The following is a 14,075-nucleotide window of genomic DNA, read 5'->3' as shown; positions in this document are numbered from 1 at the left end:
TGACATGACGAAGAACTCCAGCCTGGCCTGGGGCATGCTGGCCTGCGCGCTGGTTTCGGCCAAGGCCCTGGCCGTGGATGTGAATGCCGGCGACTACACGGCGCTGCCGCCAGGCACCAACGTCGCCGCCTGGTACCAGCAGTTCAGCCGCGCCGACCGTTTCAACGGCGACGGCGCACCCGACGCCACGCACAGCACCCGCCTGCGCTCCAACATCAGCATCCTGCGCCTGATCCATTTCACCGAAATTGCCGGCATCACCGTGGATCCGCAAATACTGCTGCCGTTCGGCCATGTCTATGACGTGAAGGTCGGCGGGCAGTCGCTGGGCAGCAACAGCGGCCTGGCCGACCCGATCATCGGCGCCACCTTCTGGCTGGTGAACCAGCCGGGCGTCGGCGCCAGCGGCCGCTACTTCGGCATTACCCCGCTGCTGTACCTGCCGTGGGGCCAGTACGACCGCGACGCCGCTGTGAACCTGGGTGAAAACCGCTGGAAAGGCGACCTGCAGCTGGGCTGGGTAGAACCGCTGTGGGGCCGCTGGTCGATGGAGTGGTATGCCGACGCGGTGTTCTATGGCAGCAACGACAAGGCCGGGAGTGGCAGCCAAACCTTGCGCCAAGACCCAACCTATCAATTGCAAACCAACCTGCGCTACGACTTCAACCCGGCCCAGCGCCTGGCCTTGGGCTTTTCCGCCAGCGAAGGCGGCAAGCAGCGCCTGTCGGGCGACTACAGCGGGCAGAAGACCGAGGTGCAACAAGTGCGCCTGGAGTTCCAGCAGATGGTCGGCAAGGCCGTACAACTGAGCGGCCAGCTGACCCACGACACCCGCGTGGTCGGTGGTTTCCAGGAGGATACCGGGGTCAACCTGCGGGCGTTGCTGCTGTTCTGATCGGCGCGGCAGCCTTGACGCGCTGCCGGCAGCGGCGCAACGTGCGCAGTCAGCAGCGTGCCGTAAACCCTCACAAGGTGTACCCATGGATCGCCTACAACTCCAGTTGCACAGCGCCCGCCAGCAGTTCGCCGAAGGCCTGCCGTTGCCCGCCGGGCTGCTGCCCGAACCGATCGAACGCTCGTGGGAGCGTTCCAGGGCCGCCGGGCTCAGCCCGTGGCAACCGCGCCTGGCACACGGGCAGCTGGATGTGCTGCCACTGACCGAGGCCGACAGCCAACTGGCCGCCTGCGTGCAGCCAGAGCTGGAACGGCTGTGGGAGCTGATTGGCGATTCACACTGGATGCTGTTTTGCGTCAACCCGGATAACCGCATTGTCCAAACCCGCAAACCGGCGGGCATCGACAGCCCGCTGTCGGCCCTGCACGCCGGACGCCGGGTCAGCGAGGTCGACGTCGGCACCACCGCCCCGGCCTGCACGCTGATGGACGGCCTGCCGGCGATCGTTGCCGGCAACCAGCATTACCTGCAGGAATTTGCCCAGTTTTTCTGCGTCAGCGTGCCGTTGCGCGGGGTGAATGGCGAGCTGCTCGGCGCGCTGGACCTGACCGGTATCGGCACCCGCAATGCCGGGACCATGCTCGAACGCCTCAAGCATGCGGCGCTGGCGACCGAAAACAATTTCTTCCACGGCTTGCCGGGCTGCCGCATCCTGGAGCTGCAGCACGACCCAAGGCTGCTCGGCTCGCCACTGCAGGCGCTGCTGGCCGTGCACGACGATAGCACGGTGTACGCCGCCAACCGCGCCGCACAGCAGTTGCTGGGCGTGCCCAGCTACCGCCCTGAAGGGCTGACGCTGGAGCAGTTGTTCGACCGCCCCGGCCACAAGGGCCTCGACGGTTCGCCGCAACTGCTGGCCCTGGCCGATGGCTCACGCCTGTATGGCCGGCTATTGGCGCAGCCCGCCGCCAAACCACGGCCGCTGCGGGCCAGCCTCACGGCGCTGGGCAGCGACCGGCGGGTCAACGCCCGCTTCGCAGATGCCTGCAAGGCCGTGACCGGTCATTTACCCGTGCTGATCACCGGGCCCACCGGCTCCGGCAAGGAAGTGTTCGCCAAGGCGCTGCATGAACACTGCTGCCCACAGGCCCCATTCGTTGCAATCAACTGCGCAGCCCTGCCCGAAAGCCTTATCGAAGCCGAACTGTTCGGCTACACCGAAGGCAGTTTCACCGGTGCTCGCAAAGGCGGCGCCATGGGCCTGCTGGAGTCCGCCGGCGACGGCATCCTGCTGCTCGACGAAATCGGTGACATGCCGTTGGCCCTGCAAAGCCGGCTGCTGCGGGCCTTGCAGGAGCGGCAGATCACCCGTGTTGGCAGTACCCGCAGCGTAGCGCTGAAGGCCCACGTCATCGCCGCTACCCACAAGGACCTCGCCAGCCTGGTGAGCAGCGGCGGCTTTCGCGAGGACCTGTTCTACCGCCTGGACGGCCTGCGCGTGGCCCTGCCCGCCCTGGATCAGCGGCTGGACAAGGCGCAACTGATCGACCATTTCTTCCAGCGCCCGGGTTTTCCGCCGCTGGCGGCAGAGGCCAGGCGCCAATTGCAGGCCTACCACTGGCCGGGCAACCTGCGGCAACTGGACAACGTGGCGCGCCTGGTCGGGGTACTGGCCGCCGGCGAGCCATGCATCGGCGTAACGCACCTGCCAGACGAACTGCAGGGCCAGGCGGTCGCGGTCGCGCGCAACCTGGCCGACGCCACGCAGCAGGTGATCGAGCGCGTGCTGCTGGCCCATGCCGGTAACGTCAGCGCCGCCGCCAAGGAACTCGGCATCTCGCGCACTACCTTGTACAAGCGCCTGGGCAAGCAGTAGCGCTCAGGCCGGGCAGCGCATCTGTTCCAGCCAGTAGGCCACATCCACCTCGTCGATCTGTTCGGTGCGCAGGAAGCGCTCGGCATATTGGCGGTACACCCCGCTGCTGAGAAACAACTGCAGCAATTGCCCGTCGACGTGCCCGTCGCGGGCCATGAACACCAGAATTTTTATCGATTCGGACAGGGTCTTCGCCGGCTTGTAAGGCCGGTCTGCCGCCGTCAGTGCTTCAAAGATATCGGCAATCGCCATCACCCGCTCGGCGATGCCCAGGTCCTGCTCGCCCAGGCGCCGTGGATAACCACCGCCGTTCATCTTCTCGTGGTGGTTGCCAGCGATGTCGGGCACCCGTTTGAGATGGCGTGGGAACGGCAGCGCGCTGAGCATGATGATGGTCTGCACGATGTGTTCGTTAATCTTGAAGCGCTCCTCGTCATTCAATGTGCCACGGCGGATCGCCAGGTTGTACAGCTCGCCGTGGTTGCTGGCGTGGGCGGGCAGGCACATGTCGAACCCCCAGATATTGCGCGGGTCGTCCTTGGCCACCGGCGGCGTGCGCATGCCCCAGGGCACGCAGTGCTCGGGGCGGTCGGCCAGCAAGGGTTCGGCTATCGGTAGCGCAGGCTGCGGTAGGCCTGCAAGGCGCTCGGCTTCATCACGGGAAATACCCAGGCGATTATCGAAATGACGCAGCCAGCGGCGCTGGCCGATCCGTTGCAAGCGCTGGACATCGGCGTCCTGCATAAACTCGCCGCCGATGTTGGCCTGGGCGACAAAGGCGAAGTCGTCCTGCAACTCGGCTTGGGCGGCCGCCAAGGTGGCTTGCAAGGCCAGCGGTTCGCCACCGCTGGCCAGGCCTTGCCAGTAGGCAAGTTGCGCATCGCGCCAGAGCACTTCGAAACGCATGCGTACTTCGTGAATGCGGTTGTACAAAGTCTCCAGCTTGGTCGCCTTGTCCACCACGTACTCCGGGCTGGTGACCTTGCCACAATCGTGCAGCCAGGCGGCCACACGAAATTCATAGCGTTCGGCCTCGGTCATGCTGAAGCTGGCGTACGGGCCACTGTCGGCTGCCACGGCCTGGTCCAGCAGCATCTGCGCCAGCTGGGGCACCCGTTCGCAGTGGCCACCGGTGTAGGGGCTCTTGGCATCGATGGCGTCGGCCAGCAGCTTGATCATGGCGTCCAGCAGCCGTTGCTGGGTTTCGACCAACTGGCGTGTCTCGATAGCCACCGCAGCCACGCCCGACAATTCCTCGACAAACTGCCGGAACGTTTCGCCCACTTGCTCATGCGCCTGCTCGTCGTCCAGTTGCAATACCAGGATGCCCAACAGCGCCTGGCTGCGGTCATTCAACACCACGGCCAGGCTGCGCTCGTGCAGGCCGAGAGCCTGGGTCACTGCCGCGGCCAACTGCTGCCGGGCGCCTTCATCCACGGCCAGCTCGACGGGGTATTGCTCACCACGGCACGAAGCGGCCAGGCGCAGCAACGCCTGTTCGGCGTCGTACAGGTACACCACGCCAGCGCTGACCCCGGCGGCCTCCACCAGATGACTCAGCACGCCATCGAGCATGCGCTCCAGGTTTCGCTCACGGCTGAGCGTGAGGGTAATGCCCTGGAAGTTGCGGATCGTACCGGACATGCGGCTAAGCACGCGGCTCAATTCACGGACTTCGGACACCCGCGAGTGCACGCCCACCTCACGGCTGAAATCAAAGCTGGCCAAGCCTTGCACCTGCGCGCTCAACAACCGCAGCGGGCGGCCGATGCGCCGCCCGAGCACACCACCGAGCACCAGCAGCACGGCCATCAGCGCCGCGGTCCAGAGCAATTGTTCGAACACGACATTGCGCGCCCCCGCCAGCAACTCGTGGCCTGGCACGGCAATCAGCGCCTGCAGGTCATGCCCGGCCAGGGTGGTCAGCTGCACGCGAATGCCATACCAGGTCTGGCCGTCCACCTGATAAGGCTGGGGCTGGTTGCCCTGCGGCAAGTCAGCGTAAAGCCGCGCCAGGCTGGGGGCGCCCAGCTCTGCGACACGCGACAGCCGCACGCCTTGCCCCTCCTGCACGATTGCCCGCTGCGGGTCCGGGTAAGCCACGACGTTGCCCTGGTCATCGACCACGACGATCTCGGTGCCGGGTGTCATGCGCAGGTCCTGGGTCTCGCTGGCCAGGTCGTTGACCGACACGTCCAGGCCGATCACCGCCCCGCCATCGACGCTGCGCTGAGCCATGGTCAGGCCAACTTCACGGGTGGTGAAGAACACATAAGGGCGGGTCAGCACCGTGGAGGGCTGTGCAGTGGCTTCAGTGAACCACGGGCGCTGGCGCGGATCGTAGCGATACTCGGGTTTGGCCTGGGCCTGCAACAGGTTCAGCGCCCGGTCGTAGAAGCGCCATTCGCCCTGCATCACAGCGCCGTCGCCCCGGCTTACGCTCTGCACCAGAAAGGCGGCGCCCGGTGGCGCGGCGAACCGCTGCAGCAACTGCGGGTCACGCAGGCGACGCACCAGCAGGAACTCGCCGCTTGGGTAACCCAGGTAGGCGGCGCTGAGCATGCGGTTGGCATCCAGCATTTCGACCAGTTGTGGTAGCCGCTCCAGGCGCTGTGCCTGGGTGTGCGCAGTCGGGTTATGGGCCAGCAGGCGAATGCTGCTTTGCGCCGGCTCGATCAGGCGCCGGGCACGCTCGTCGATGGTCTTGCCGACCTGCTGGGCGGCATCGCCCGCGGCGGCCACCAAGGTTTGACTGATACCGCGATAGCCCTGCCAGGCCAGGGCGGCACCGAGAACCAGCATGCCTAGCATGATGGCCAGCGCCACCAGCCACTGCAGTGAAATGCCACGTCCGGAGTTGCCAACAGCATGACCAGTCGACACGCAGCCCATCCCAGGTACTCCATGTGCGGCACATTGCCTTGGCTGATATCCGGAGCAGTGTAGAGCGCGGGTGGGCTTTTTGCCGGGTTGGCGAAAAAATCAGTTGGGGTGGGCTGTCAGCTACCTGCCACAGCGCCAAGCACAGGACCTGTAGGAGCAGCCTTGTGCTGCGAAGAGGCCGGTAGGGCTGAAGATTATCGTCGGCTGCAATGGCCCCTTCGCAGCACAAGGCTGCTCCTACCGGGTGACGCGGTAGCTTGGGGATGGTGCAAGCTCACTTGCGACCCCGCTGCTCCAGCATCACCAGCGCCCCGACAATCAGCGCCTGCATCCCTTCCAGCAACTCCACTTCCAAGCTACCTGCCACAGCGCCAAGCACAGAACCTGTAGGAGCAGCCTTGTGCTGCGAAGAGGCCGGTAGGGCTGAAGATCATCGTCGGCGGCAATGGGCCCTTCGCAGCACAAGGCTGCTCCTACCGGGTGACGCGGTGCCTGGGTGATGGTGCAAGCTCACTTACGACCCTGCTGCTCCAGCATCACCAGCGCCCCGACAATCAGCGCCTGCATCCCTTCCAGCAACTCCACTTCCATCTCTGACTCCTCCCCTACCCGATCAGCCTCCAGCAGCGGCTCGCGCCCCGACACCGTGTACACCGTATCGGCCACTGCAAAACCATGGAACGCCACTGTCGACAGCAACCAGCGCGACTGCTCCAGGGTCAGGCCGTAGGCCTGGGCGATGTGTGCCTGGTGCTCGTTGATCTTGCCAATCATCGCGTCCGTCGCCGCCAGCCTGCGAATCACGTAGGGCGTCAGCCCTGGGTGCGCCTTGACGAACCCCTGTACCGAGGTGGCAAAGCGCGTCAGATAGGCCTGCAGGTCTTCGCAGGCACGCCCGTCGGCGCGCGGGATCTGCCAGCGCTGGAAGATCTCCTCGGCCACCAGACACTTGAGAGCTTCGATGTTGGCCACGTGCTTGTACAAGGCCATGTGGCTCACCCCCAACGCCGCAGCCACGCCCACAAAAGTGAGGCTAGGCAAACCGATGGCAATGCTGACGTCAGCAATCCGTTCACGGGTAATGGTACGAGGGCGTCCGCGTCCGGGCGTGGCTTGAGGTGGTTGCATCTGCGGCTCCAAGGTTTGTGAAGACAGTCTTGTAGCTGTCTTGTCGGGTTTTCGCAAATTAGTTTATAGTCATGCAACTAATTCGCTTTCAGCTTTGACAGGCCTGTTTCATGTCCGATTCATCCCCTTCGTTCGACAATCCTGCCCCAGCCAGAAGCAAGGTTCGCGGCCCCCTCGGTCGATTGCTTGCGCCCATTCGCGGGCGGTTGGTCGTTGCCACATTGCTGGCGGCAAGCGGCTCGATGCTGACGCTGGTACCGCTGGCGGGCATCGTGCACATCGCACAGGCGGCGCTTAACACAACCGCTGCGACAGGCACGATTGGCTGGACCATCACCGCCAGCATCGCCAGCCTGTTCGTCGGCATGGCGCTGGTCACCGCGGGCGAGATGCTGGCGCACCTGGCCGACAATCACATCACCCACCAGCTACGCGTAGCCATCGGCCAGCGCCTGATGCAGGTGCCGCTCGGCTGGTTCAGCGAACGGGCGTCGAGCGAGGTGAAACGGGCAATGCAGGATGACATCGGCACCCTGCACAGCCTGACCGCGCACTTCTTCACCACGCTGGGCCGCGCCGTCGGTGCCGTGCTGATTTCAGTGGCCTACCTGTTCGCCATGGATTGGCGCCTGGCGCTGATCGCGCTGTTGCCGTTCCCGGCGTTCTTCCTGTTCCTGCATCGCGCCGTCAAGGCCAGCGCGCAACACATGGGCGATGTGGTCGCAGGCATGGCACGCATCGACAACGCGGTGGTCGAGTTCGTCAACGGCATGCCGCTGGTCAAAGCGTTCGGCGACCGTGGCAACGCCCAGGACCGCTACCGTGCCGCGGTCGATGACTTCGCCGCCACCTTCACCGGCTTTACCCGGCCACTGGTCGCGGCGATGGCCCGGGCCAATGCCCTGATCGCACCGGTGACGGTACTGGGCGTGGTGCTGCTGGCGGGCATGCTGTTCGTAGCCCTGGGCTGGATCGAACCCCTGCAGATCCTGCCGTTCGCCCTGGTCACGCCGGGGCTGTGCGCCCCCTTGCAGCTGCTGCACTTCATCACCCACGACCTGAACAGTGCGGTGGCGGCAGCCCAACGGGTTCAGGCCCTGCTGGATACGCCAGTGCTCCCGGCCCCTGCCGCTGGCAGCCTGCCCAACGGCAGCGAAGTACGCGTGGAACAGTTGAGCCATGCCTATGTGCCTGGCAACCCTGTGCTCAACGACATCAGCTTCACCCTGGCCCCCGGCACCACCACCGCCATCGTCGGCCCGTCCGGTGCCGGCAAGTCGACGCTCGCGCGCCTGCTGCTGCGTTTTTTCGACCCCGACGCCGGGCGCATCACCTTGGGCGGCGTCGACCTGCGGCAGATCGAAAGCCGCGAACTGTACCGGCGTATCGGTTTCGTACTGCAGGAGGTGCGGCTGATCCATGCCAGTGTGGCCGACAACATCGCCCTGGGCCGACCGGCCGCAACCCGTCAGCAGGTTGAGGCGGCGGCGCGCCTGGCCAACATTCACGCACGCATCCTGCAACTGCCGCGCGGTTATGACTCGGTGATTGGCGAAGACGCGCAATTGTCCGGTGGCGAACAGCAACGCCTGAGCATTGCCCGCGCCGTACTGCTCGACCCGCCCGTGCTGGTACTGGACGAGGCCACCGCCGCCGCCGACGCCGAAAGCGAGGCGGCGATCCAGGACGCCCTGGCGCGCTTCGCCCAGGGCCGCACGCTGCTGGTCATCGCCCATCGGCTGGACACGGTGATGCACGCCGATCAGATCCTGGTGATCGACCAAGGCACCGTGCGTGAACAGGGGCACCACAACGCGTTGCTCGCCCGCCAAGGGCTGTATGCCCGGCTGTGGACCCAGGGCCGTTACCAGGACTCCGTGAAAAAGGCGCTGCCTGCATGCTGAAAACCTTCGTTCGACTGCTCGGCGACAGCGCGCCCGCCTGGCGCCGTTACCTGCTGATGACCGTGCTGTATGGGGTTTTCAGTGGCCTGACCATCAGCACCCTGGCGCCGATCATGCTGCACCTGCTGAACGACGATGTACCTGCCGCCAGTGCCTGGCTGGCCGTGCTGGCGACCGGTATGGCGTTGTGCTGGGTCTGGCGCCGTCAGGTGGAACAGGCCGGCATAAGCTTGGCGGTGGCAGTGCTGCAAGGCGGCCGCCAGCACATCGGCGCCCAGGTGGCCCAACTGCCGCTGGGCTGGTTCACCCCGGACAACACTGCCCGGCTTGGGCATGTGATTACCCAGGGTACGATGGCCGTGGCCCAGTTGCCGGCCCATGTCCTCACACCCTTGATCAGCGGCTGCGTCATGCCGCTGGTGGTGCTGCCTGCTCTGCTCGCCCTACACCCTGCGCTGGGGCTTGTCGCACTGCTGGCGCTGCCGGCCCTGGCCGCAGTCCTGCTGCTCAGCGCACGCCTGGGGCGCCGCGCCGACCAGACGTTTCACCAGCACTTTGCCGCAGCCAGCCAGCGTATGGTCGAGTTCGCCCAGGCCCAGTCGGTGCTACGGGCGTTCAACGGCGGTGGCGGCGGCACGCGCATGCTGTCGCAAAGCCTGGAGCGCCAGCGCAGCAGCGGCATGGGCCTGATCATTCGCGCCTCGCTGTCGGCACTGCTCAACAGTTGGGCCGTGCAGGCAACGTTCGCAGCACTGTTGGTGGCCGGTGGCCTGTGGTTCGGCAATCAGGCAGGTGCTCAGGCGCAGGATGCCGTGGCAGTGATCGTGGCACTGGCAATGGTGTGCCGCTTCATCGACCCACTGCAGGATGTGGCCAACCATGTCGAGATTCTGCGTGGCGCACACGGCCAGTTGCAGGAGATCGAGCAGATCCTTGCTGCCACGCCCTTGCCGGAACCTGCTTCGCCCCTACAGCCAGTAGACGGTGGCATCGACCTGCACGGCGTATGCCTGCGCTATGACGCCGCCGGGCCCGATGTGCTGCGGAACGTGAACCTGACCCTCCCAGCGGGCAGCATGACCGCCATCATCGGTACCTCGGGCTCGGGCAAGTCGTCGCTGATGCGCCTGATCGCGCGGTTCCTCGATAGCACCCAGGGCAGCGTGCGAATTGGCGGTGTGGATGTGCGGAAAATAGCCCGCACCACCCTGACCGACACCGTCAGCCAGGTGCTGCAGGATACCTGGCTGTTCCAGGGCAGCATCGCCGACAACATCCGCATCGGCAAACCCGACGCCAGCGACGGCGAGGTCTTGCAGGCGGCACACATGGCCGGGCTGACGCCGATCATCGAACGGCTGCCCGAGGGGCTCGCCACGCCCGTGGGAGAAAGTGGCGCGCGCTTGTCTGGCGGCGAACGCCAGCGGGTGACCATTGCCCGCGCATTGATCAAGCAAGCGCCCGTGCTGCTGATGGATGAAGCCACCGCCGCCCTCGATGCCGAGAACCAGGCAGTGATTGCTCAAACCCTGCACAGCCTGCGCGGACGCTGCACGTTGGTGGTCATCGCGCACCAGCTCGACACCGTGACCATGGCCGACCATATCGTGGTACTGGAGGCGGGCCAGGTGGTCGAGCAAGGCGCACCGGCAGCACTGCGCGCCCGTGGCGGGCGCTATGCACGCTTTCTGCAGCAGCGTCACGCCGCCAGCGGCTGGCGCATCGCCGTGCCACACGTGGAACAGCCCTGATGCGTGTGGTATGGCTCACCCTGTTCCTGCTGTTGTGCGTGGCCTCACTGACGGTGGGAGCCCGTGAACTGGCCTGGGCCCAACTGTTCTCTCTGGATGGCGACACCTGGCTGACCCTGACCGCCAGCCGTCTGCCACGCCTGGCCGCATTGATACTGGTCGGTGTGGGCTTGGCGATGTGCGGGGTGATCCTGCAGCAGATCGTGCGCAACCGCTTCGTCGAACCCGGCACCACCGGCGGGCTGGATGCCGCGCGCCTGGGCATCCTGCTTTCGCTGAGCCTGGCGCCGGCCGCCGGGGCGCTGCTGCGCATGCTGTTCGCCCTGGCCCTGTGTTTTGCCGCCAGCCTGCTGTTCGTCGCCATGATCCGTCGCATCCGCGCCCGCAACGCGGTGCTGGTGCCGGTGGTCGGCCTGATGTACGGCGCCGTGCTGAGTGCGCTGGCTGAGTTCTACGCCTACCGCTTCAACCTGCTGCAGAGCATGCAAGGCTGGTTGCTGGGTGATTTTTCCAAGGTGGTGCAAGGGCGCTACGAACTCCTCTACCTGATCCTACCGATCGTGCTGCTCACCTACCTGTACGCGCAGCGCTTCACCGTGCTGGGAATGGGCGAAGGCATGGCCACCAGCCTTGGCCTGAACTACACCGCCAACCTCAGGCTGGGCCTGCTGCTGGTGGCCGTGACCGTGTCTGCCAGCGTGATCGCCGTCGGCGCCATCCCCTTCGTCGGCCTGGTGGTCCCCAACCTGGTGGCGCTGCGTCATGGCGACAACCTGCGCCGCACCCTGCCGCTGATAGCGTTGGCTGGCGCGGCGTTGCTGCTGGTCTGCGACCTGCTCGGGCGGCTGCTGATCTACCCGTTCGAAGTGCCCATCGGCCTGACTGCGGGTGGGCTTGGCGGCCTGATTTTCCTTGGGCTGATCATCTGGAGGCAACGATGAAAGGTCGGCACTGGGCATGGCTGGCCGTGGTCGCCCTGGCGCTGTTGTTCGTGTTCGCCAACGCCGGGCCGGACGTTGCCTATGTAATCCCCAAGCGCCTGGCACGGCTGGGGAGCATGGTTATCGGCGGGGTGTGCGTGGCCTGCTCCGCCATCGCCTTCCAGACCCTTTCCGCTAACCGCATCCTGACCCCGGCGATCATGGGCTACGAGGCGGTGTACCTGCTGCTGCAGGCGCTCCTGGTACTGGCCATGGGCGTGCAGGGGCTGACGGTACTCGGCAGTGACGGCAACTTCCTGCTGTCGGTGTTGCTGATGCTGGGCTACTCCTGGGCCCTGCACCGCTGGCTGTTTCGCGACGGCAAGAACAACGTGTACTTCCTGCTGCTGGTTGGCCTGGTGCTGACCATGGTCATGGCCACATTCACCCAGTTCGTCCAGCTGAAAGTCAGCCCAGGCGAGTTCTCGATGCTGCTGGGCTACACCCAGGCGTCGTTCAACCGGGCATCGCCGCAATTGCTGCTGTATTCGGCCGTGCTGGTGGCGGGGTTATGCGTGCTGCTGGCCAAGGCCGTACCGGTACTGGACGTGCTGGCGCTAGGGCGCGACCAGGCGATCTCGCTGGGCGTGGACTACCGGCGCAACGTGCGCCTGCTGCTGGCGCTGATTGCGGCACTGGTCGCGGTATCCACCAGCCTGCTTGGGCCTACCGCATTCATGGGCGTATTCGTCGCCAACATCACCTACACCTTGGCCGGCACCTTTCGCCACCGGGCCACCCTGGCTCTCGGCAGCGCCGTGGCCATTGCCGTGTTCATTGCCGCCCAACTGCTGGTCGAGCATGTCTTCAACTACAGGACCACCGTCGGCATCCTCGTGAATCTGGTGTGTGGCACCTACTTCCTCGCCCTGATGGTGCGCAACCGGGGAACCGCATGATCACTGTCCATGACCTGCATAAGCGCTACGGCAGCAAGGCCGTGCTGAGCGGGGTGAGCACAAGCTTTCCACGCCAACGGCTGACCTCGCTGATCGGCCCCAACGGCGCGGGTAAAACCACGTTGCTGATGTTGCTGGCTCGGCTGCTGGAGCCGAGCAGCGGCGACATCCGGCTGGACGGGCAGAGCATCGGCAGCATCCCCATTGGCGCCTACGCCCGGCGCGTCGCCACCCTGCGCCAGACGCTCGATTTCAACTTGCGCCTGACCGTCGACGAGTTGGTCGCGTTCGGCCGCTTCCCCTACAGCCAGGGTGCGCTCACCCAAGAGGACCGCCAGGCCATCGACCAGGCTATTGCATTCCTATCCCTTCAGCCACTGCGCCAGGCCTACCTCGATGAACTCAGCGGCGGCCAACGGCAAATGGCGTTCCTGGCCATGACCATCGCCCAGCAGACCGATTACCTGCTGCTCGACGAACCGCTGAACAACCTCGACATGCGCCACGCCGTGCAGATCATGCGCGCCCTGCGCCGACTGTGCGACGAATTTGGCCGCACGGTGATCCTGGTGGTGCACGACATCAACTTCGCCGCCGCCTACTCCGACCACATCATTGCCATGCGGGGCGGCCGGGTGCATTGCAGCGGCAGCGTCGACCAGGTGGTGACCGAACGACAGCTGCACGCGCTGTACGGGCTGGATTTCGAAATCAGCCACGGCGCGCGCGGTCGCCTGTGCAACTACTTCAACCCACCCGGAGAAAAGCGATGAACTGCAAACACCCCACCCACGGCTGGACGTTGGCGCTGCTGCTAGGCGCCACCCTCGCCCTGCACGGCTGCAACGAGCCTTCGGCAAACGCGACGGCAACGCTGAAAGCCGCAGCCCATGGCGACTACGCGCCAGTGTCCGTGCACCACAAGCTGGGCACCACGGTGATCAGCCAACTGCCACAACGTGCAGTGGCCCTGGACATGAACGAAGTGGACTTCCTTGACCAGTTGGGCGTGGCCGTGGCTGGCATGCCCAAGGATTTCGTCCCGCATTTCCTTGCCCGTTACCAGGATGCTGAAAGCACAGAGGATGTCGGCTCGATCGTGCAGCCCAACCTGGAGCGGGTGCATGCCGCCCGGCCCGACCTGATCCTGATCACCTCGCTGCAGGCCAACCACTACGCCGAATTGAGCGAAATGGCGCCGACCCTGCACTTCGATGTGGATTACCGCGACAGCGAGGTCGGCCATGTCGAGGTGGTCAAACAGCACCTGGCAAGCCTTGGCCAGGTATTTGGCAAGCAGGCGCTGGCCCAGGCCAAGACAGCCGCACTGGACGCCAAGCTGGCCCAGGTGCGCAGCGTTACCCGCGACCGCCCGGAGCGGGCCCTGGTGGTGCTGCACAACAACGGTGCCTTCAGCGCCTTTGGCGTGCAATCGCGCTACGGCTTCATCTTCAACGACCTGGGCGTCAAGCCGGCCACCAGCACCCTGGACACTGGTCTGCATGGCCAGCCGATTTCCAGCGAGTTCATCCAGCAGGCCAACCCCGACATTCTCTATTTGGTGGACCGCACCGCCGTCATGGAGCACCGCCCGCTGATGACGGCTGAAACCCTGGGCAACCCGCTGCTACGCCAGACCAACGCCTGGAAGCACGGCCGCGTGGTGTTCGTCGACCCGGAGGCTTGGTACGTCACGGCCGCCAGCCCGACGTCGCTGGCCTTGATCGCAGACGACGTGATCAAGGGCTACCAAGACTGA

Annotated in this window: 10 protein-coding genes; 8 read left to right on the top strand and 2 right to left on the bottom strand. The window is 65.4% G+C overall.

Features of this window, described 5'->3' with window-relative positions; all coding sequences use genetic code 11:
* The first annotated feature begins 4 nt into the window (after positions 1 to 4).
* Together ACNFBR_RS08030 and ACNFBR_RS08025 are read left to right on the top strand one after the other, a co-directional pair.
* Entirely contained in the window at positions 5 to 895 is an 891-nt protein-coding gene (locus ACNFBR_RS08030; RefSeq protein ID WP_416734398.1) for a transporter, read from the top strand.
* Positions 896 to 980: 85 nt separating this feature from the next.
* Positions 981 to 2,771, top strand: a complete 1,791-nt coding sequence (locus tag ACNFBR_RS08025) for a sigma-54-dependent Fis family transcriptional regulator (RefSeq protein WP_416734397.1) — start codon at positions 981 to 983, stop codon at positions 2,769 to 2,771.
* A 3-nt stretch (positions 2,772 to 2,774) separates the two neighbouring features.
* Here the strand turns inward: ACNFBR_RS08025 and ACNFBR_RS08020 are convergent, their stop codons facing one another.
* Positions 2,775 to 5,663: an HD domain-containing phosphohydrolase gene (locus ACNFBR_RS08020; protein ID WP_416734396.1), complete on the bottom strand. Its 2,889-nt coding sequence runs from the start codon at positions 5,661 to 5,663 to the stop codon at positions 2,775 to 2,777.
* 501 nt (positions 5,664 to 6,164) lie between these two features.
* The gene (locus ACNFBR_RS08015) at positions 6,165 to 6,782 is read right to left on the bottom strand and encodes a TetR/AcrR family transcriptional regulator (RefSeq protein ID WP_416734395.1); all 618 of its coding nucleotides are present in this window, start codon (positions 6,780 to 6,782) and stop codon (positions 6,165 to 6,167) included.
* A gap of 110 nt (positions 6,783 to 6,892) precedes the next feature.
* On the opposite strand from ACNFBR_RS08015, the gene ACNFBR_RS08010 reads away from it, so the two are divergent.
* From ACNFBR_RS08010 to ACNFBR_RS07985, 6 genes are read left to right on the top strand one after another with little or no spacing between them, the layout of a single operon-like run.
* Positions 6,893 to 8,686: an ABC transporter ATP-binding protein gene (locus ACNFBR_RS08010; protein WP_416734394.1), complete on the top strand. Its 1,794-nt coding sequence runs from the start codon at positions 6,893 to 6,895 to the stop codon at positions 8,684 to 8,686.
* Positions 8,680 to 10,437 (top strand): ABC transporter ATP-binding protein, encoded by a 1,758-nt coding sequence (locus ACNFBR_RS08005; protein ID WP_416734393.1) that lies wholly within the window; start codon positions 8,680 to 8,682, stop codon positions 10,435 to 10,437. Before ACNFBR_RS08010 ends, ACNFBR_RS08005 begins: the two co-directional genes overlap by 7 nt.
* Positions 10,437 to 11,378, top strand: coding sequence for an ABC transporter permease (locus tag ACNFBR_RS08000; protein ID WP_416734392.1), 942 nt, complete (start codon positions 10,437 to 10,439; stop codon positions 11,376 to 11,378). The genes ACNFBR_RS08005 and ACNFBR_RS08000 overlap by 1 nt, the downstream gene beginning before the upstream one ends.
* On the top strand, positions 11,375 to 12,316 hold the full coding sequence (locus tag ACNFBR_RS07995) for an iron chelate uptake ABC transporter family permease subunit (RefSeq protein WP_416734391.1): 942 nt from the start codon (positions 11,375 to 11,377) through the stop codon (positions 12,314 to 12,316). Before ACNFBR_RS08000 ends, ACNFBR_RS07995 begins: the two co-directional genes overlap by 4 nt.
* On the top strand, positions 12,313 to 13,089 hold the full coding sequence (locus tag ACNFBR_RS07990; protein WP_416734390.1) for an ABC transporter ATP-binding protein: 777 nt from the start codon (positions 12,313 to 12,315) through the stop codon (positions 13,087 to 13,089). Before ACNFBR_RS07995 ends, ACNFBR_RS07990 begins: the two co-directional genes overlap by 4 nt.
* Positions 13,086 to 14,075, top strand: a complete 990-nt coding sequence (locus tag ACNFBR_RS07985; RefSeq protein WP_416734389.1) for a siderophore ABC transporter substrate-binding protein — start codon at positions 13,086 to 13,088, stop codon at positions 14,073 to 14,075. The genes ACNFBR_RS07990 and ACNFBR_RS07985 overlap by 4 nt, the downstream gene beginning before the upstream one ends.

It is taken from the genome of Pseudomonas sp. NY11955, assembly GCF_048068035.1.
In the GTDB taxonomy this organism is placed as follows: Bacteria; Pseudomonadota; Gammaproteobacteria; order Pseudomonadales; family Pseudomonadaceae; genus Aquipseudomonas.
This window is presented reverse-complemented; position numbering and strand designations above follow the sequence as displayed.

What these genes read in the sequence shown, in the direction of transcription:
- ACNFBR_RS07995 (WP_416734391.1), top strand. Translation starts at nt 11,375, where the DNA reads ATGAAAGGTCGGCACTGGGCATGGCTGGCCGTGGTCGCCCTGGCGCTG.
- ACNFBR_RS08020 (WP_416734396.1), bottom strand. Translation starts at nt 5,663, where the DNA reads ATGGGCTGCGTGTCGACTGGTCATGCTGTTGGCAACTCCGGACGTGGC.
- ACNFBR_RS07990 (WP_416734390.1), top strand. Translation starts at nt 12,313, where the DNA reads ATGATCACTGTCCATGACCTGCATAAGCGCTACGGCAGCAAGGCCGTG.
- ACNFBR_RS08025 (WP_416734397.1), top strand. Translation starts at nt 981, where the DNA reads ATGGATCGCCTACAACTCCAGTTGCACAGCGCCCGCCAGCAGTTCGCC.
- ACNFBR_RS07985 (WP_416734389.1), top strand. Translation starts at nt 13,086, where the DNA reads ATGAACTGCAAACACCCCACCCACGGCTGGACGTTGGCGCTGCTGCTA.
- ACNFBR_RS08000 (WP_416734392.1), top strand. Translation starts at nt 10,437, where the DNA reads ATGCGTGTGGTATGGCTCACCCTGTTCCTGCTGTTGTGCGTGGCCTCA.
- ACNFBR_RS08005 (WP_416734393.1), top strand. Translation starts at nt 8,680, where the DNA reads ATGCTGAAAACCTTCGTTCGACTGCTCGGCGACAGCGCGCCCGCCTGG.
- ACNFBR_RS08030 (WP_416734398.1), top strand. Translation starts at nt 5, where the DNA reads ATGACGAAGAACTCCAGCCTGGCCTGGGGCATGCTGGCCTGCGCGCTG.
- ACNFBR_RS08010 (WP_416734394.1), top strand. Translation starts at nt 6,893, where the DNA reads ATGTCCGATTCATCCCCTTCGTTCGACAATCCTGCCCCAGCCAGAAGC.
- ACNFBR_RS08015 (WP_416734395.1), bottom strand. Translation starts at nt 6,782, where the DNA reads ATGCAACCACCTCAAGCCACGCCCGGACGCGGACGCCCTCGTACCATT.